Source organism: Acinetobacter modestus, from assembly GCF_014636095.1.
GTDB classification, from domain to species: domain Bacteria; phylum Pseudomonadota; class Gammaproteobacteria; order Pseudomonadales; family Moraxellaceae; genus Acinetobacter; species Acinetobacter modestus.
The window spans coordinates 68,707-88,310 of record NZ_BMDV01000003.1 but is presented as its reverse complement, the minus strand read 5'-3'; the positions used below and the strand labels follow the sequence as shown (position 1 = coordinate 88,310).

The following is a 19,604-nucleotide window of genomic DNA, read 5'->3' as shown; positions in this document are numbered from 1 at the left end:
GTATCAAGCAGCTTTAGAAATATTGAAAATGATGAGAACAACGCAACTTTGCCTAATGGTTATAACAGCAATTGGCTCAGCTTCAAGTTTTGCTGAAGATTCATTTGAACAAGAGTTACAACAAGGCTGTAGCAAAGTAAAACAATATGCCCAAGCAGGCAAAAAGTTTTACGATCAAAAGCAATATGCCAAAGCAGTAAAACAATTTGAAGATCAAGCTGCATGGGCTCAGTTCTGCCAAATGAATGCTGAGGAAAGTGGTATTCAAGTGACTGACCGAGACATTGAAATTGCCAATAATAATGTGGGATTGAGTTATGCAAAATTAGGCAAACCCCAATGGGCAAGAGTTTGGTTTCTAAGAGATAAAGACTCTAAAACTAGCCAATACAACTTCAAACAGCTAGCAAAGCCCCAAATATCTAAAGACCTACAAGGCACTTATGTTCGAGCCAATGGTTTCGGGCAATGGGATTACATTAAGGTCAGTAAAAAGCAAAATAAATATCAGATCGCTTTTGATGGTTATTACTTTGGGATTCGAGGTCTGATTTATGGTCCAAATATGGGGCAGTTTGAAACGACCATGCCCATCACGGCAAAACAAGCAAACTACCGTTATGAAGACTGTCAGATCAAACTTCAATTTGCTAACGATCCGAATCTAGGTCAAAAAATTGAGGTGGAACAGAAGGATAGTGAATCTTCTTGTGGCTTTGGACACAATGTTTACGCTGGTGGGACGTTCTATAAAGTGGAGAGTAAATAAGTAAAAAGCCTCTTACGAGGCTTTTATTAAATCGCCACCAACTCCTTTATCCCCTTTTCAGGCATTTCCGCACCTTGCCCCTGTGCGATCACTTGTCCACGCGCCATCACGGTATAGTTATCCGCAAGCTCTTCAGCAAAATCATAAAACTGCTCAACTAAAACGATCGCCATTTCACCCTGATCCGCCAATTTACGAATTACCCGACCAATATCTTTAATAATCGAGGGCTGAATTCCCTCAGTTGGCTCATCCAAAATCAAGACACTAGGCTCAGAAGCCAACGCTCGAGCAATCGCAAGCTGCTGCTGCTGACCACCCGATAAATCTCCACCACGACGATGTTTCATTTCATCGAGTACAGGAAAAATTTCGTAGAGATGACTCGGTACTTTCCGCGTTTTTGCACCTGAAAATTTCGCCATACCAATTAAGATATTTTCCTCTACCGTCAAAGTTGAAAAAATATCTCGTCCTTGCGGTACATAGGCTAAGCCAGCACGCACCCGTTGCTCAGGAGACATCTTGGCAATATCTTTGCCATCTAACAAAATCTGTCCTGATTTGATCGGGAGAATCCCCATCAAGCATTTCAGCAACGTGGTTTTACCAACGCCATTCCGTCCTAGAACGACACTGCATTCGCCTACAGGCGCTTGAAAAGACACATCACGCAGAATATGACTACCACCATAAAACTGGTTTACTTCTTTCACTTCTAACATGGCAGTCTCCTAGCGTCCCAAATACTTTTCAATCACATCTTCATTGGCTTGTACCTCTGCCAATGTGCCCTCTGCCAAAATTGCGCCTTGCGCCAATACCGTAACTTTCTCGCTGATGGTGTCAATAAAGCTCATGTCATGCTCGACCACGACTAAGGTGTGATTCTTTTTAAGTTCTAAACACAGTTCAGCCGTGCGTTCTGTTTCCGCATCGGTCATTCCTGCCACAGGCTCATCCAATAAAATCAGCTTCGGACGTTGCATCAACAACATGCCGATTTCTAACCACTGCTTTTGACCATGCGATAATAATCCTGCGGGTTTTTTCACAAATTCCTTTAAGCGAATTTGTTCTAAACTTTCCTCCAGAGCTAACTGCGCTTCTGGATCAAGTCTGTTAAATAAGCTTTTTTTCACTCGCTTATCACGTGGTGCAGCGAGTAGTAAATTTTCCATGACTGTGAAATTTTCAAATACCGTTGGTTTTTGAAATTTGCGCCCAATCCCAGCTTCCGCGATTTCCTCGGTACTCATTTTGGCAAGATCATAGTTTTGTCCAAAAAAAGCAGTGCCCGTGGTTGGACGAGTTTTCCCTGTAATCACATCCATTAGTGTGGTTTTCCCCGCACCATTTGGTCCAATGATGCAGCGTAATTCACCCTCAGCGATGTACAGTGATAAATCATTTAACGCACGAAACGAATCAAACCAGACACTAACTTTTTCTAAATACAAGGCAATCCCATGACTAAAGTCTGCGCCCTCAGTTTTGGCGCGTCCATAACCCTCGCCGAGTTGACCGCCATGTTGAGCTGAGTCTAGGAATAAATCACTCATTTAATTGCTCTCCTTTTTAAAACGGTCAAATAAACCAATCACACCTTTCGGTAAGAAAATCGTCACCACGATAAATAGAGCACCTAAGATCAATAACCATGCTTCTGGTGCTGCTACTGTAAAATAAGTCTTCACAGCATTGATTAAACCTGCACCAAGAATCGGTCCAATCAATGTGCCACGACCACCTGCGGCAACCCACACTGCCATTTCAATCGAGTTGACTGGATTCATTTCACTTGGGTTGATAATACCAACCTGTGGCACATACAACGCCCCTGCGATACCTGCAATCACTGCCGATAGCACCCATGCTGAAAGCTTGTACCACAGTGTGCGATAGCCCAAATATTGCAAACGGTTTTCACTGTCACGAATCGCGCCAAGCACTCGACCATAAGGACGATTCATCAGTTGACGTAAGCCGATAAAACACAGCATTAACACCAAAGCAGTGACAAAACATAAAGTGGCACGCATCGGCGCAGAGGTGATATCAAAACCGAGTAAGGTTTTAAAACCCGTGAAGCCATTATTTCCACCAAAACCTGTCTCATTGCGGAAGAATAATAAGGCTGCGGCAAAAGTCATGGCTTGGGTAATAATTGAGAAATACACACCCTTGATTTTTGAGCGGAAAGCAAAGAAACCAAAAATAAAGGCAACTAAGGCAGGCACAAATAAAACCAAGATCATCGCCCAAGCAAAATGCTCAGTGCCAACCCAATACCAAGGGAGTTCTGTCCAACTGAGGAAACGCATGAAATCAGGTAAGCCATCTCCTGCGGCTTCGCGCATCAAGTACATGCCAAAGGCATAACCACCCAAGGCGAAATACAAACCATGCCCCAAGCTTAAAATCCCTGCATAGCCCCATACTAAATCCAGTGCCAACGCGACCAAAGCCAAGCACATGATTTTGCCAATTAACGTAATCCAATACGCTGACAGATAAAATGCCGAATCAGGGGATAACAGATGTAACCAAGGTAAGCTCAATAACACGGCAAAACAAATGGCAATCGCAATTGCGCTATACGGTTTATCTGCAAATAAAGAAGTGATTTTCATTGGCTTACTCCACGAAACGACCTTTGATGGCAAACAAACCTTGTGGACGCTTTTGGATAAACAAAATCACAAGAACTAAGAGAATAATTTTTGCTAAAACTGCACCTAGACCAATCTCTAGAACTGTACCGCTAATCCCTAGACCTAAGGCTGCAAGTACCGCACCCCACACTTGCCCCACACCACCGACGACAACAACAAGGAAGGCATCAATAATGTAGTTTTGTCCGAGGTCAGGACCCACGTTACCCACTTGTGCTAACGCACAACCTGCAAGACCAGCTAAGCCTGAACCTAAGCCAAATGCCAGCATATCGATACGTGCAGATCGAATTCCCACAGCACGTGCCATTTGACGGTTTTGTGTCACAGCACGGACAAATAATCCAAAACGGGTTTTATTTAATAAGAAAACTAGAAGCAGTAAGACCGCCACAGTAAAACCAATAATCGCAATACGGTTATACGGCAACATCAAGCTTGGTGTCAGGGCAATACCACCACTGAGCCATGCGACATTCGACACTTCAACGTTCTGTGCGCCAAAGATCATCCGAACCGATTGCATCAAGATTAAGCTCACCCCAAAGGTTGCCAATAATGTTTCCAGTTGGCGACCATAAAGCGGGCGAATTACAGTACGTTCAATCAACATGCCGATCAGCGCACTCACCAAAAATGCAGCAGGAATCGCAGCCAATAAATACCAATCGACTAAGCCTGCAAAGTGCGTCTTAAAAAAACTTTGAATGACGTAAGTGGTATAAGCACCGATCATGATGAGTTCACCATGTGCCATATTGATGACACCAAGCAAACCATATGTGATTGCAAGACCAAGCGCTGCTAAAAGTAAAATACTGGCAGTACTGAGACCCGAAAATACATGCCCTGACCATTCACTGATTTGAATACGCGTTTTAATTTTATTTTGTGCTTCAACTAAAGCTGCTTTCAATGCGGGATTATTTTGTGGTTGTTCTAAACTTTGATTGATTAATGCCAATACATCTGGACGATTTGAATCCGCCAAAACTTTTACTGCTTCGATCTTGGTGAATTCATCTGAACTATTAAAATCTAAACGAGCTTTCAGTTGCGCTAAACGGGCTTTAACACCTTCACTTTTTTCATTGAGATAGAGTTGTTTGATCGTTGCTACATCAAGCTCATCCAAGTTATTTTCTAAAATATCAACAGCGGCTAAACGTTGTGATGCATCATCAGAATTCAATTTAACTTTGGCTTGTCCAAAGTTCAGTGCCTTACGCAGCGTATTGACTAGCGTCACTTGAGACAAGTCCGACGGCCAAGTTTCGATCACTTGTTGTTGTGGGTAACTTAATAATTTTTCATCGTTTTTTAGAATATAAGTATTGCCTGCGCTATCAGTATATAACTCATTTTGATCAATATATGCCACCAACTGATCGAGTTGCTCAATACTGGCTGGCCATTGATTCAACATAGCACGACGAGTAGCAAAGTCAGATTTAACAAAAGTTTGGATGGCATCCTGAGAAGTTGTAGACGTCACAGTTGTTGGTGAAGTAACTTCTGCCCATGCAGGATTAAACATGATCTGTGCCATGATGCAGAGCATTGCCAAAACATAGTGTTTCGCCATAAGACTCCCCTTATATTTTCTATTTAAACCAATCAATAAGAAATAAAACTAAGAAAAACCTGCTGCCAAAACAGCAGGTTGCATGGAAAAATTATTTAGGAATATATGGGCTCCAAGGCTCAGCTTTGATGGTTTGTGGTGTTTTATAAACCACATCAAATTGCCCATCACCACGGATTTGCCCAATCATCACAGGCTTATGTAAATGGTGATTGGTTTCATCCATTTTGAGGGTATAACCCGATGGTGCTGCAAAAGTTTGACCCGCCATCGCATCACGAACTTTATCAACGTCCGTTGTACCTGCTTTTTCAACCGCTTGTTTCCACATATTGATACCCACATAGGTCGCTTCCATCGGGTCGTTGGTCACAACTTTGTCGGCATTTGGAAGCTTGTACTCCACCGCATACTGTTTAAATTTATTCACAAACTCGGTATTTTTTGGATTTTTAACTGACATGAAATAGTTCCATGAAGCTAAATGACCCACCAATGGTTTGGTATCAATTCCACGTAATTCTTCTTCGCCAACTGAGAAAGCCATGACTGGAATATCAGAAGCTTTAATACCTTGGTTGCCTAACTCACGATAGAAAGGAACATTGGAATCGCCATTGATAGTGGAGATCACCGCAGTCTTTTTACCCGCAGAAAATTTCTTGATATTGGAAACGATAGTTTGATAGTTGCTATGACCAAATGGCGTGTACTCTTCCATGATGTCTGCATCGGCAATCCCTTTAGACTTCAAGAATGCACGTAAGATTTTATTGGTTGTTCGCGGGTAGACATAATCTGTGCCGAGTAAAACGAAACGTTGTGCTTTACCACCCTCATCTCCCATTAAATATTCAACGGCAGGAATGGCTTGTTGATTCGGCGCTGCACCCGTATAGAAAATATTTTTTGATTGTTCCTGACCTTCATATTGTACTGGATAGAACAATAAACCATTTAACTCTTCTACCACAGGAAGAACCGACTTACGTGATACTGATGTCCAGCAACCGAAAATAACGGCAACTTTGTCCTGAGTAATTAACTGACGTGCTTTTTCCGCAAATAATGGCCAATCTGATGCTGGGTCAACAATAACAGGTTCGAGTTTTTTACCCATCACCCCGCCATTGGCATTGATTTCATTAATTGTCATCAATGCAGTATCTTTCAGAGATGTCTCAGAAATTGCCATCGTGCCTGAGAGTGAATGTAAAATCCCCACCTTAATCGTATCGCCACTTGCTGCAGGTGCCGCTTTCGTTTCAGTTTTTGTTTGTTCTGTTTTTTCTGCTGGTTTTGAACAACCGACCAGTCCTACCCCCATCATCGCTGCCATAAGTACAGACATCGACATCAATTTATTTTGCATCTTTGTTCTCCACAGGTTGATATTGTGATTTTTACTGAGTGGAGTTATTCAATTTCTATGCCAATAATTTAAGCTGTTGTTTTATTTTAATATTTATCAGATCAAATAAATAAGAATTCAATCTTGTATACAACATTGCATACAAAGTGAACGAGGTGAACTAAAATGATGCAGATTTTTTTAATTGATTTGCTAACACATTAATATTCGTTTGTATTAGACCAATAACCTGTAATTAGGGCGCTCTTAATTTCCTGATGATCGTATATGTAATCAGGTTCATCTAACAAAAATTGTAAATAGTCTGCAACAACTGCACGCTGTTCGGCATTAAACAAGCAAAATTTTCTTTCTGTGTGATCATCTACTAGATGTATCAATGTAAAAGTGAGCCTATGTAAATAATCACCATTTAAGCTCGCCAATAAAAATGCAGGTAAATGAAACAACATACCCTGAGCATCAAAGAACGTTAGACTGCTATTACAGCGATTCAAGTCATTGATTGAGATATTATGCCAGTTTAATTTTTCATCTTTGGCACGATACGCCAGACACTCTTCCTGACTGGCATAATCATCTATTCCTTGCGCCTCATATAAGCCAATACCCTCTTGCAAGGTAACTCCAGCAAAAGCTCTCTCAATCTTTTGTCTAAGCTGATCCAGCTGTTGCCAGCGCGGTAATAACTCTTCAGCTTCTGCAATTGTAATGGGATCATAGCCTCTACGACGCATTTCCTGAATATCATCAGGTGAAGGATATTGTTTCATCAGACCACAATATCCGCTAAATTACCTTTCTGCTCTAACCAATGCTTACGATCACTCGAACGTTTTTTTGCAAGCAATTTATCTAATAATCCTGCGGTAAAATGCGCATCATCCAAATCGAGTTGGACTAAACGGCGGGTATTGGGATCCATCGTGGTTTCACGCAATTGACTCGCATTCATCTCACCCAATCCTTTAAATCGAGTGATTTGCGGATTTTTATTACCTTTCACTTTTTTCAAAATGCTTTCGAGTTCACTATCATCCAACGCATAATAAACATCTTTACCAATATCAATACGATACAGTGGTGGCATTGCGACAAACAAATGACCGTCTTCAACTAAAGTCGGGAAATGTTTCACAAACAACGCACAGAGTAATGTCGCGATATGTAGACCATCCGAGTCTGCGTCGGCAAGAATACAGATTTTGCCATAACGTAATTCAGATAGATCATCGCTACCAGGATCAACCCCTATGGCAATCGCAATATCATGTACCTCTTGAGAAGCGAGCACCTCATCCGAAGACACTTCCCATGTATTTAGAATTTTTCCTCGAATCGGCATAATCGCTTGGAAATTCTTGTCACGCGCTTGTTTAGCACTTCCACCTGCGGAATCCCCTTCGACAATAAATAATTCGCTGTCTTCGCGCGTTAAACCCACACAATCAGCCAGTTTTCCGGGTAACGCAGGACCAGAGACGATCTTTTTACGCTCCACTTTTTTCGCTGCTTTTAAGCGACGTCCAGCTTTAGCAATTGCCATTTCAGCTAACTGCGTTGCAATCTCAGCATGTTGATTTAACCATAAAGCAAACGCATCTTTGGCGATATTCAGTACAATATTGGAGGCTTCACGACTCGATAGGCGTTCTTTAGTTTGTCCTGAAAATTGTGGCTCTTGAAATTTTAAAGATAGAATGAAATTGACCCCATCCCAAACATCTTCCGCAGAGAGTTTCATATTACGCGGCAACAAATTACGTAATTCACAGAATTCACGTAACGCCTCCGTGACCCCTGAACGCAATCCATTGACATGCGTACCACCTTGCGCGGTTGGAATCAAATTGACGTAACTTTCTTGTATTTGTTCACCACCCTCAACATTCCAACAGATCGCAAATTCACAAGCTGCTCGCTCTGCTTGTCCACTACTGACAAAGGCAGGATCAGGTAGAATCTCTCGATCCTCGAGTTCATCCATTAAATAGTCGACTAGACCATTTTCAAACTGCCATTCAATTTTTTCATTATTGATTTTATCGTCATAAATAATTTTTAAGCCCGCCGCTAAAACGGCTTTAGCTTTCAAATTATGCTTCAATGCTTTTAGTGCAAATTTTGGACTATCAAAGTATTTTGCTTCTGGCCAAAAGCGAACGGTTGTTCCTGTCGCACGTTTCGCAACTTTACCTTCTAACACCGATAATGGTGCAACAGGTTCACCTTGTTCAAATGCCATTTGATACAAGTTACCTTGGCGTTGTACCGCAACCTCAACGCGTGTTGATAAAGCATTCACGACAGAAATACCAACACCATGTAAACCACCAGAAAATTGATAATTATCGGTACTAAATTTTCCGCCTGCATGTAATTTGGTCAAAATAATTTCGATACCACTTTGTCCATATTCAGGATGAATATCAACTGGCATACCTCGTCCATTATCTTCGACTGACAATGAACCATCTTCATATACGGTGACACAAATTTGATTGGCATGTCCTGCAAGTGCTTCATCCACCGCATTGTCAATCACCTCTTGCGCCAAATGGTTTGGACGTGAGGTATCGGTATACATACCGGGACGACGACGAACAGGATCTAAACCTGAAAGAACTTCAAGGGATTGTGCCGTGTATTGTGTCACTGGGTCTGACTTCCTTATTAGAGGGCTGTCGATAAAAATCGGAGTACGAAAGGTAGTTTTTCTTCAAAATCATCCATTGCATGATTACCATCAGCGTCGGTTAAAATCAATGCAGATGGCTGTGCTGCATTATAATAACGTTGTGCTTGATGATAATCCAAGACTTCGTCACCTCGTTGCAACAGTACAAGAATTTTATCAGCATGCTTTAACTTCGTGTCAGCAATTGATTGTAATTGCTGCAATTGGTCGGCATCAAGTGTCCATGAATCAGTGACTTTGAGCGGGATTTGCTCAATCCCGAATAAATCTTCGAATAACTGCCATGGTTGCATAGCAGGATTAATCAGTACAGCAGGGCATCCATATTTTGCGACAAAATATGTCGCATAGAATCCCCCTAAGCTACTTCCAACCAATGTAACTTGATCGAATGGTAAACTTTCAATCAGCTTAGAAACATCTCTTAAAACGTGTTCAGGCGGTTTATTCAAATCAGGTAAATGCACATCAGTATGCTCAACATTTGTGCAATATTGTTCTAATTGTTGCCCCTTTTTTGACATGGGGCTGCTCTGAAAGCCATGTAAATAAATAATTTGCATACGCACCATAATAGACAACAGCTTGACTTATTGCCAAATAAATCACATTATTTAGGTTAATAGATAAACAAATAACAATATAAATTACATTTAAGCTTGATATTGTCTGACACAAAAAACGATAGTGCACTCCGTTCATCAGTATTCTAAAAAAATTACTTATGAAACACATAAGATGTAAGCGTTTGTTGTAGTTTATCTAAAGAATATTAAGTCAATTACTTCAAACCTTCGGTATATATCAAGGATGGGGAAATCAATATGCCAAGTTTAACGCCTCTGCATGAAACCTACTGCAAATGGGACAGTACACCCCCTAGTCAGGCAGATGTTTTGGAAGGTTTGGCACAAGTTGTGAGCACGAGCTTAAGTGGTGTTCACGAATTAGTGCAATTAGTGCAAACAGAAGTGTTACGGACAACACTTGGTTTAAGCGCACAAAAAGCTAAAAAATTACAGAAACTTCCACAGTTGCAAAAATTTTATCAATTTTCTTATGATACCTTACAGAAGTACGGTAGCAGTTTTCTTGCACCAAGTTTACGTCATATTATTGAAAAATTCCCTGTGCTGCATGATAAGCCCCTGACACCAACACTGCATTTTGTGGTGGGTGCATTAAATGGGATTTTTGGAGACTTTTTCTTAAAACAACACAACCCAATGGCTTTACCTATGGTGCTTTATGATCACTATGGATCATTACAACAAGGTGAATTAACTGGTCGTATTGTCATTCTTACACATGGTCTGTGTATGAATCATCTCAGCTGGTCAAATAGCCGTTATGGTGGAATTGGTGAACGTTTGCTTGCGCAACGGGATAACAACACCATGTTATATCTGAACTACAATACAGGGCGTCGTATTTCTGCAAATGGTCGAAGCTTTGCAAATGTACTTGAAGATTTAGTACAACGAAATCCAAGAATCACCAGCATTGATTTGATCGGACATAGTATGGGTGGCTTGGTTTCACGGAGTGCCCTATTTTATGGCAAACAGAATCTCTATCAATGGGTGCATATGGTTGAGAACTTAGTTTGTATTGGTTCGCCACATCATGGTGCAGTGCTAGAACGTTTTGGCTTTATTTTGCAAGATAAACTTGGCGCTTTCCCTTTTATTAGTTTAATTGGTCAACTGGTCAACATTCGTAGTAATGGTATTTTAGATTTGCGTCATGGCAGTGTTCGAGATGATGATTGGGAACATAATGATGCACGTATTGGCTTTGCTGATGACAATCGTAAACCTGCACCATTACCCTCACATATCAATACCTTCTTAATCGCAGGTACTTTAGAATTTGAGAAATTGCGTAATAAAGCACTTTCTGTCATTGGCGATTACTTGGTCAGTGTAAAAAGTGCGCTAGGTGAACATCAAAATCCACGCTTCCAACTTAAATTACCAGAAACCCATAAAGCCGTATTCTATGGTTTAAACCATTTTGAAATTCAGTACCATTCGAGTGTTGCTGAACAGATTACGCGTTGGTTATATCCTGATGTTGACGAAGTCGTTGAGGAAGGTATCCAAACACATTTAATCAACGTTCCGAATAATTATACTTTTGATGATTTGGATGGTATCGTAGAAACCTGATGTCAGTCTTCTTGATCCAATAAAAAAGCCAACTTATCGTTGGCTTTTTTATTATTTAGCAGCACTATAATGTCTAAACAACTGCCACAAACATACCAATAAGATCAAACTGAAATACAGCAATGACCACACTGGTAGAGATTGTCCTAAGAAAGTCCAATCAATTGCTGCACATTCGCCTGAACCTGAAAGCACTTCTTGAAATACCGCTTTCATTGGCAATGCATCAACTAAATAGTCCAAGCCTGGACCACAACTTGGCACCTTATCAGGTGGTAAATGTTGTAGCCAAACATGACGAGATGCCACACCCACTGACCAACCGATGGATAAGGTTGCTAATAGTGCATAAAAACGTTTAAAACCATTTGAAATCGGATTATGAATAAATGCGACTAACGCAATCAATCCCATTCCAATTAAGCCAATACGTTGGAAAATACACAGTGGGCAAGGCTCTAAACCTTGCACATGTTCTAAATACAACGCAAACGAGATACCAATAATACTCGTTAGTACCAGTAATGCACTAACTAAGCGGTAAGTCCATCGCATGGGAAGTCCTCTAAAATTTTAACGGTATTGTGCAAGATATTGTTCGAAGCTGATGTCGTTATCTTGTTCAAGTTGCGCCTGTTTTTGCAACGATGTTTGCGCTAATTCTGCAAAATATTGTTCTCTTTCTGCACCCAACTGATGTTGTTCATAACGATTGACATGTTGTTGAGCCATGATACTCCCAAAGCTCCATGTCCCACCATTATCCAAAGTATCTTTAATCACATGCGCTGAAAGGGTATTTTCAACATGATCTAAACGCTGCTGCATCACTTGGATTGCCTCAGAATATAATTGTGAATCATCCATTTGATCTAACAAAGTAGCGCAGTCTTGAATCGCATTTAAATGACGCTGTGCCCAATCATGCAGTGAAACTATTGTTTCACCTTCTACAATTTTAGCATCTACTGCACGTCCACGATTGACCACTTCAGTTTGATTATGATCAATTTGTTCTTGCTCTTCTACAAACAAATCAGGACTGTCATTTAATAAACAATACAATGCTAAACTTTCAAGAAAACCCGCTGAAATTTCATCAATTCCAATCGCACTATAAGGGTTCACATCTACGGCACGTAATTCTACATATCCAACACCACGATTCTTCAATGCTTGTGATGGGGTTTCACCTGCTTGTGGTACTTGTTTCGGACGAACTAGACTGTAGTATTCATTTTCGATTTGGAGCACGTGATCATTGATTTGAATCGGCTCACCCTGTTCATCATTTAAACCTAAATCGGTAAATTCAGGATAAGGGGTATGTACCGCTTTTTGTAATCCGTCAAGATAATCATGTAGATCGTTGTAATGAATACCTAATTCTTTTTGTGCTGAGTTTTGATAGCCTAAACGTCCCATACGCAAAGCGGTCGCTTCTGGTAAGTATAGAGTCCCTTTAACCAAAGGCTGTAAATGATGCTCGCGCCCTGTTAAAAAGCAACGACAAACCGATGGACTAGCACCCAACATATACATCACTAAAGGGATCAAACGAATAAAGTTTCGAATCAAACCAAAATAACGGTGGCTACGATAATCCTGCAAACTGAGTTGTTTTAATTCTGGCTTGGTTTCATGTTGTTGCAATACTGCAAACAATTGATCAGGAAAAGATAAATTGTAATGCACACCCGAAATGGTTTGCATACGGCGACCATAACGTACACCTAAACCATGACGGTATAAGGTTTTAAAGCGGCCAATATTAGAAGTGCCGTACTGTGCTAATCGGATATTTTCTTCATTATCATCCAACATACACGGCATGGACAATGGCCATAATCTTTCGCCTTCTTCTAGCTGCTGATGCACAATGCTATGAATATCTCTTAATTCATCTAATGCAGCCGCGATGGTTGTTTTCGGCGTAGTAATAAACTCCATTAATGCTTCTGAATAATCTGTCGTGATATGCGGATGTGTCAGTGCAGAACCTAAAGCTTCTGGATGATTTTTTTGTGATAAAAATCCATTGCTTTGCATACGTAAACTTTCGCGTTCAATGCCGCGTAGCATCCCCTTTAATAGCGAAGCATCTACCCAAGTCGGTATCACAGAGGAAGAATGTATGCTGGGTTGATTCATAATTTATATGCTCGCTTATTTAAGATCAGCCAACCACATAAATGGTCGCGACTTGGTTATTCTGCCAATTATAACGACAATTGTGATCTAGTCATCTGATTTAGTTTGGCAATTTTTATCACAATCTTGTTATATAAGACATGCTGAAATTGTGATTTTATTAAAAAATAAATCTTCCCATGAGCACTGAACTATGCAAGCACAGGACATTCTTAATTTTTGGTTTAATCCTGAACACCGTTCACTTTGGTTTGCCAAAAGTGATGAATTTGATGCAAAAATTCGCGACCAATTTCAAATAATTCACCATCAAGCGATCCAAGCAGAGCTTTGGTCTTGGCGACACACACCAGAGGGTCGCTTAGCCGAGATCATTGTGCTAGATCAATTTTCTCGCAACTTATATCGTGATCAAGCGCAAGCTTTTGCCTATGACAGTATGGCATTGATGCTTGCTCAAGAAGCAATTAGTTTACAACTCGATGCTCAACTTAATCCTGAACAACGCTCATTTTTATATATGCCATTTATGCATAGTGAATCTAAATTAATGCATGAGTTTGCTTTAAAACTGTTCCAACGTTTAGGGAACGAAATTAATTTGAGCTTTGAAAAAAAGCATAAAGTGATTATTGACCGTTTTGGGCGTTATCCACATCGTAATGCCATCTTAGGTCGAAGCTCGACACCTGAAGAACTGACCTTTTTAACAGAACCGAATAGCAGCTTTTAAGTCTCTCGTCTCCTGAGACATTGAACATAGGAATTGCAAAATGAAATCTTTATTCATATGTGCCCCTCTCCTTGTTACATTAACACTGGCAGGATGTGCAACTGTTCCATCAAAACCTAAAACTTTCGATCAACTCGGGCAGTTCACAGCCTATCCACTAAACAATAAAACGTTCCGTGTCGGTTTTCAGGCAGATAATAATTTGAGTTATGGTACGGCAGAAGAAATTACTTTACTCAAAGCTGCACAAACTACAGTCAAAAACGGTTTCCGTTATTTTACCGTTGTCGATGATCCAAGTAATGCACGTCACAAGACACAACGCCAAGCTGTGATTTATCCGACACCCTCTTATTACCCATATGGTTATTATCGCCGACATCCTGCCTTTTGGCCTGATCCATTCTATGATATGCCTCAAGTGGTCAATCTTGATCCAATCCAAGTGTCGTATACTATCGAGTGTTTTCAGACTCAGCAGCAATCACCTGATGCTTTTGATGCGCAACTCATCTTGCAATCATTAGGGCAAAAATATGGATTGAGTCCAACAGGAGACGTGTTGCAGCCCCCTGCGCCACCTCAAAACAAAAAGTAAATTGATAAGGATGACTCAATGAATTCAGTCGAAGAAATTCACGTACCGAGCCTGCAAAGAAGTAAGTACTTCGCCACTATGGCATTGATCATTGCGGTTGTAGCATGGATTGGCTTAATGGTCGCGGCGCATTTTTTACCTGAATATAAATGGGTCATTCATATTTTTATGTTAGGTGCGGAAGCAGGTGTAGTTGGTGGGCTGGCTGATTGGTACGCTGTCACTGTGCTTTTTCGCAATCCTTTTGGAAAAATGCCTTTACCCAAACTATTGCGTGACCATACCGAAATCATTCCACGGAATAAAGCTCGCATTGCAGAATCAATGGGCCGATTTGTACAAGAAAACTTTTTATCTCCTCAAATTGTTGAACGCAGTTTAAAAAATGCCGACCTCAGTTTGGCCGTCGGTCAATGGCTAGCAAACCCTCAAAATAACCAGCAAGTCGTACAGATGATTCAACATACTGTACCGAAAATTTTTGAATTTGTGAGCCAAGATCAAATTGCCCACTTTGTCCAAAACAATAGTGTGCAATGGGTCCGCAGTACTAAAATCAATAAATTGGCCAGTGAAATGTTACGTGCTGTTTTGGAAAATGATTTCCATCAAGACGTATTACAACGCGGTCTTGATCTGGCGCATGAGTGGATGGTCTCTCATCCTGAAGAGGCACGAGATCTATCACGTAAACTATTCCAAGAATTAGGTGTTTGGAAGCTTGCTAAAGGCGCAAGCTGGATTGGGATTGATGTGCAACAACGGACGATTGACTCACTGATTGAAAAAGTTGAATCGATGTTGGCTAACCCTGAACATCCATGGCGACAAGATATTGAAACAACCACACATTCACTCATGTTACAACTCGCTGATACGGAGAGTGAGGCCAGTCAACGTTTGAATAGTGGTAAAGATGCCCTTCTTGATAGCCCTCAAGTTCTGAACTTTATTAGTGGTGCTGTGGCAATTTTATGTGATGCGATTAAAACGGATTTAATGCAGGAAGATTCTGGTATTGCAACGAATTTACAGGCTGCGATACAACAGCTTGGTGAAAGCTTGATTCAGAATGAAAAAGTACGCCAAGTATTGAATGAGAAAATGGTCGGCTTAGCGACGAATTTCAGTGAGCAATACAGCGATAAGATTATTCGCTATATCAGCGAGCGTATTCACGAATGGGATTCACGCGAAATGATCGCCAAAATCGAAAGTGAGGTCGGTGGTGATCTGCATATGATCCGCGTCAACGGCGTGATTGTCGGTGCTTTTATTGGTTTAGCACTCGGTATCATTCGTGCGATTGTTGAAAATGTTTTGTAAATGATATGATTAAGGACGGTAAAACAGTGCTGTTTTGTCGTCTTTTTTTATTCCTTCATTGAAATAAAATAAGCTCCAATCTGAATATAATCAAATTTAGAGATGTGTTATTTCACTCCCTTTTCGTAGATCAAACCATGTATTTACTTTCTTGATAATAACGAATCAAAGTATCTGTATCTTGTTTTAAAAATGCAGTTAGATAGACTTTCACTTGTACCAATGAAAGTTGTTTAAAATGAACTTTTTCTTTCGCCTGTCGTGTAACTAATCCAAACATTTGTTTTTTAGCAACAACAGCTGGAATATCTGTCTTGACGATAAAATTAAGCTCTTGAAATGACCCATAGGTATTTAATACGATTTCGATCGTTTGTTCGGTCTTTTCATCAGTAATGGTAAACGTTGGGCTAGCACCATTAAGCTGCAGCCAACGGCTTAATTGTTTTTTCCAGCCCATTTTATCAAAACGAGTTAATACCCCAATGGTATTCAGTGCCTCAAGCTGCTCCACATCTTTTAAATCAATATGATGTGGGTAGCGTATTTTTAGATCAAAACTGTCCATTACTGAATGCCCTATTTCACAAAAAATAGTATTTATTTTAATCACTATCTGTAAATTATATCGCTTAAAAAATAAAATTTAAACACCATATATATTTGAAAATTAACAATTAAATTTACAATTTTAAATCAAAATTGACCAATTCTGTCAGTATTGTTTTTATTAAGACACAATTCCAATATTTCTCTTGATGTGAAACACATGTTTCAAACCTATAAGAGACATATCTCTTTTTATTTAGAGATCGATAATTTGGAAAAGGCCGCTCTTTCTGGATACAATCAGTCCTAAATAAAACATCAATCAGGTTAAAAACCATGTTGCAGCTTCAGTCAAAACTCCCAAGCCAAGGTGTTACTATTTTTAGCGTGATGACTGAACTCGCACAACGACTGAATGCACTGAATCTGTCTCAAGGCTTCCCCGATTTCCCTGCTCCACCTGCATTGCTTGAAGCGCTGAGCCAAGCCACGCTTTCAGGTTATAACCAATACCCTGCGGGAGATGGTGTTTTAGTACTCAGAGAACAACTGGCCAAACAGTTTTTACGAAGAGATCAACTGCAACTCGATCCTGTCACCGAAATTACCATTACCCCTGGCGCAACCATTGCGATTTTTTGTGCCATTCAAGCCTGTATCCATGCAGATGATGAAGTCATTATTTTTGACCCGAGCTATGACAGTTATGCCCCTGCAGTACAACTGGTAGGGGGAAAATCCGTTCATATTCATTTAGAAGCACCAACATTTCAGGTGAATTGGCAAAAAGTTAAAGATTGTATCAATGCAAAAACTCGCATGATTATCGTCAATACACCGCATAATCCGACTGGTGCGATTTGGTCAGAACAAGACTGGCATCAACTGATTGAACTCATTCAAGATAAAAATATCGTTGTGCTATCTGACGAGGTCTATGAACATCTCGTGTTTGATGGACAAAAACATTTTAGTGCGCTGCAATTCCCCGAATTACGTGAACGCAGTTATGTAATCGGTTCTTTTGGCAAAAGTTATCATGTTACAGGTTGGAAAACGGGGTATTGCGTTGCAGCACCACATTTAATGCGTTTGTTTCGTCAAATTTATCAATTTGCCAATTTTTGCGGAACCACACCTTGCCAAATAGCATTAGCGAACTATATGCAACAACATCCTGAGCACATTCAGGAGCTCCCGAACTTTTATCAGGCAAAACGAGATCTTTTTAATACTCAAATTCAAAGTTCACGTTTCAAATTTATTCCATCACAAGGTACCTACTTCCAAAATTTAGATTACAGTGCGATTCGCCCTGACTTGAATGATGTGGAAATGTGCCAATTCCTCGCAGAGCAACACAAAATTGTCGCGATTCCTATTTCCGTTTTTTATCAACAAGCGCCTGAATCACTACGCCTGATTCGTTTTTGTTTTGCCAAAACAGACCAGACTTTAGAGCGTGCGAGTCAAATCCTCGTACAATGTTGATCTACAAAAATAAACTGAACAATCATGCCTCCAACAGTAACGATAATGTTATGTTGGAAAAAATATAGCCGTTTCAGGATGAAGCGTGAAGGAAACTGAATGACACCACGCCAACCTTTGGTCATGCAACCCAATCTATGGAAAACTTTTTTTGTTTTTCTTGTTCCGTTGATTGCTACCAACATTTTACAGAACTTGTCGGGAACGATTAATACCATCTTTGTAGGTCAAATGATGGGAGTTGATGCGATTGCTGCGGTTTCTGTATTCTTCCCAATTCTTTTCTTTTTATTGGCATTTGTAATCGGGATTTCCGCAGGAACGACTGTACTGATTGGACAGGCATGGGGTGCGCAAAATCTTGAAAAAGTCAGAAGTGTGATTGGCTCAACTCTATTTATGACTTTGATTGGGGGCAGTATTATTGCTGTTTTAGGTTGGAGCTTTGCCGAGCATATTTTGCAATTATTAGGTACAGATCCTAAAGTCATGCATCTTTCTTTACCTTATGTTCGCTGGATGCTAGTGGGTAGTCCATTATTGTTTGTCTACATTATTTATACTTCGATTTTACGCGGTGTCGGTGATAGTGTTACCCCTCTGATTGCATTGAGCCTAACCAGCCTGATTGGTCTGGCAGTAACGCCTGTTTTGCTCAAAGGCTATTTTGGATTCCCTGCTCTAGGCATTGTCGCGCCTGCTGTTGCAACAATCATGGGATATGCTGCTGTACTGATCTTTCTAAGCTTCTACCTCAATTATAAGAATCACCCTCTGAAAATAGATGCGCGACTTTTGCAAAGCATTCGCCATGATGCAACGTTAAGTAAACTGATCCTAAAACTTGGTATCCCAACAGGCATCCAAATGGTGACAACTTCATTGGCAGGCTTAGTCATTATTGGTTTGGTTAATCATTATGGTGCACATGCGACCGCAGCATATGGTGCAGTGAACCAAGTCCTCAATTATATTCAATTTCCAGCCCTCTCTATTTCAATTGCGGCTTCTATTTTTGCCGCTCAAGCGATTGGTGCAGGCAAACCCGAATTATTAGCCAAAGTCACACGAACGGCTTTAGGAATGAATGTCATATTTACTGGCAGTTTGATCACTTTGGCTTACTTATTTTCCAAATATTTAATGGCTCTATTTATTACCGATCATAGCGTCATTGAACTTGGGCAGCAGCTCTTATTTATTGTGTTATGGTCAATTTTATTCTTTGGTGCGAGTGCTATTTTTGCTTCAATAATGCGGGCTAGTGGAACCGTCAATGTTCCAATGATGATTAATATTCTCACTATTATTTTAATTGAAGTTCCTTGTGCGTATTGGTTTAGTTCCTTATGGGGCTTAACGGGCATTTGGACTGCTTATGCACTTTCTTTTGTGTGCTTATGCGTATTACAAGCCTCTTATTATCAGTTCTTTTGGAAGAAAACTAAGATCAAAGTCCTTATTTAAAACTTCTTTGATCCTCAAA

Annotated in this window: 18 protein-coding genes; 7 read left to right on the top strand and 11 right to left on the bottom strand. The window is 40.3% G+C overall.

Annotation, left to right across the window (positions count from 1 at the left end):
- Nucleotides 1-28 precede the first annotated feature (28 nt).
- Nucleotides 29-769 (top strand): hypothetical protein, encoded by a 741-nt coding sequence (locus IEV17_RS08545; RefSeq protein ID WP_034600822.1) that lies wholly within the window; start codon nucleotides 29-31, stop codon nucleotides 767-769.
- Between the two features lie 26 nt (nucleotides 770-795).
- Here the strand turns inward: IEV17_RS08545 and urtE are convergent, their stop codons facing one another.
- From urtE to IEV17_RS08505, 8 genes are all read right to left on the bottom strand, one after another.
- Entirely contained in the window at nucleotides 796-1,494 is a 699-nt protein-coding gene (urtE, locus tag IEV17_RS08540) for an urea ABC transporter ATP-binding subunit UrtE (protein ID WP_004659834.1), read from the bottom strand.
- A gap of 9 nt (nucleotides 1,495-1,503) precedes the next feature.
- Nucleotides 1,504-2,331, bottom strand: coding sequence for an urea ABC transporter ATP-binding protein UrtD (gene urtD / locus IEV17_RS08535; RefSeq protein ID WP_004659832.1), 828 nt, complete (start codon nucleotides 2,329-2,331; stop codon nucleotides 1,504-1,506).
- Nucleotides 2,332-3,402 carry an urea ABC transporter permease subunit UrtC gene (gene urtC / locus IEV17_RS08530; protein ID WP_004659830.1) on the bottom strand — a complete coding sequence of 357 codons (1,071 nt, stop codon included), beginning with the start codon at nucleotides 3,400-3,402 and terminating at the stop codon, nucleotides 2,332-2,334. It lies immediately after the preceding gene.
- A gap of 4 nt (nucleotides 3,403-3,406) precedes the next feature.
- Nucleotides 3,407-5,029 carry an urea ABC transporter permease subunit UrtB gene (gene urtB, locus IEV17_RS08525; protein WP_004659828.1) on the bottom strand — a complete coding sequence of 541 codons (1,623 nt, stop codon included), beginning with the start codon at nucleotides 5,027-5,029 and terminating at the stop codon, nucleotides 3,407-3,409.
- 91 nt (nucleotides 5,030-5,120) lie between these two features.
- Nucleotides 5,121-6,401: an urea ABC transporter substrate-binding protein gene (gene urtA / locus IEV17_RS08520; RefSeq protein WP_004659826.1), complete on the bottom strand. Its 1,281-nt coding sequence runs from the start codon at nucleotides 6,399-6,401 to the stop codon at nucleotides 5,121-5,123.
- 200 nt (nucleotides 6,402-6,601) lie between these two features.
- Entirely contained in the window at nucleotides 6,602-7,174 is a 573-nt protein-coding gene (locus IEV17_RS08515; RefSeq protein ID WP_004659823.1) for a DUF6714 family protein, read from the bottom strand.
- Nucleotides 7,174-9,057 carry a DNA topoisomerase IV subunit B gene (parE, locus tag IEV17_RS08510; protein ID WP_004659820.1) on the bottom strand — a complete coding sequence of 628 codons (1,884 nt, stop codon included), beginning with the start codon at nucleotides 9,055-9,057 and terminating at the stop codon, nucleotides 7,174-7,176. Before parE ends, IEV17_RS08515 begins: the two co-directional genes overlap by 1 nt.
- Before the next feature lie 17 nt (nucleotides 9,058-9,074).
- Nucleotides 9,075-9,662 carry a YqiA/YcfP family alpha/beta fold hydrolase gene (locus IEV17_RS08505; RefSeq protein WP_034600987.1) on the bottom strand — a complete coding sequence of 196 codons (588 nt, stop codon included), beginning with the start codon at nucleotides 9,660-9,662 and terminating at the stop codon, nucleotides 9,075-9,077.
- Between the two features lie 261 nt (nucleotides 9,663-9,923).
- Between IEV17_RS08505 and IEV17_RS08500 the strand changes: the two genes are divergently transcribed.
- Complete coding sequence (locus IEV17_RS08500; protein ID WP_004659815.1) at nucleotides 9,924-11,270, top strand: PGAP1-like alpha/beta domain-containing protein; 1,347 nt, start codon at nucleotides 9,924-9,926, stop codon at nucleotides 11,268-11,270.
- 51 nt (nucleotides 11,271-11,321) lie between these two features.
- Here IEV17_RS08500 and IEV17_RS08495 read toward each other — a convergent pair whose 3' ends face one another.
- The gene (locus IEV17_RS08495; protein WP_004659814.1) at nucleotides 11,322-11,825 is read right to left on the bottom strand and encodes a disulfide bond formation protein B; all 504 of its coding nucleotides are present in this window, start codon (nucleotides 11,823-11,825) and stop codon (nucleotides 11,322-11,324) included.
- Between the two features lie 18 nt (nucleotides 11,826-11,843).
- Nucleotides 11,844-13,421 carry a glutamate--cysteine ligase gene (gene gshA, locus IEV17_RS08490; RefSeq protein ID WP_004659811.1) on the bottom strand — a complete coding sequence of 526 codons (1,578 nt, stop codon included), beginning with the start codon at nucleotides 13,419-13,421 and terminating at the stop codon, nucleotides 11,844-11,846.
- 193 nt (nucleotides 13,422-13,614) lie between these two features.
- On the opposite strand from gshA, the gene IEV17_RS08485 reads away from it, so the two are divergent.
- The 3 genes from IEV17_RS08485 to IEV17_RS08475 are packed head-to-tail and all read left to right on the top strand — an operon-like array spanning nucleotide 13,615 to nucleotide 16,078.
- The gene (locus IEV17_RS08485) at nucleotides 13,615-14,154 is read left to right on the top strand and encodes a DUF924 family protein (RefSeq protein WP_004659809.1); all 540 of its coding nucleotides are present in this window, start codon (nucleotides 13,615-13,617) and stop codon (nucleotides 14,152-14,154) included.
- 40 nt (nucleotides 14,155-14,194) lie between these two features.
- Complete coding sequence (locus tag IEV17_RS08480; protein ID WP_004659808.1) at nucleotides 14,195-14,752, top strand: CC0125/CC1285 family lipoprotein; 558 nt, start codon at nucleotides 14,195-14,197, stop codon at nucleotides 14,750-14,752.
- Between the two features lie 18 nt (nucleotides 14,753-14,770).
- On the top strand, nucleotides 14,771-16,078 hold the full coding sequence (locus IEV17_RS08475; RefSeq protein ID WP_004659806.1) for a DUF445 domain-containing protein: 1,308 nt from the start codon (nucleotides 14,771-14,773) through the stop codon (nucleotides 16,076-16,078).
- Between the two features lie 130 nt (nucleotides 16,079-16,208).
- Here the strand turns inward: IEV17_RS08475 and IEV17_RS08470 are convergent, their stop codons facing one another.
- Nucleotides 16,209-16,646 (bottom strand): hypothetical protein, encoded by a 438-nt coding sequence (locus IEV17_RS08470; protein WP_004659805.1) that lies wholly within the window; start codon nucleotides 16,644-16,646, stop codon nucleotides 16,209-16,211.
- 317 nt (nucleotides 16,647-16,963) lie between these two features.
- On the opposite strand from IEV17_RS08470, the gene IEV17_RS08465 reads away from it, so the two are divergent.
- The gene (locus IEV17_RS08465; RefSeq protein WP_004659802.1) at nucleotides 16,964-18,118 is read left to right on the top strand and encodes a methionine aminotransferase; all 1,155 of its coding nucleotides are present in this window, start codon (nucleotides 16,964-16,966) and stop codon (nucleotides 18,116-18,118) included.
- 99 nt (nucleotides 18,119-18,217) lie between these two features.
- Nucleotides 18,218-19,585 (top strand): MATE family efflux transporter, encoded by a 1,368-nt coding sequence (locus tag IEV17_RS08460; protein ID WP_004659800.1) that lies wholly within the window; start codon nucleotides 18,218-18,220, stop codon nucleotides 19,583-19,585.
- The last annotated feature ends 19 nt before the right edge of the window (nucleotides 19,586-19,604 follow it).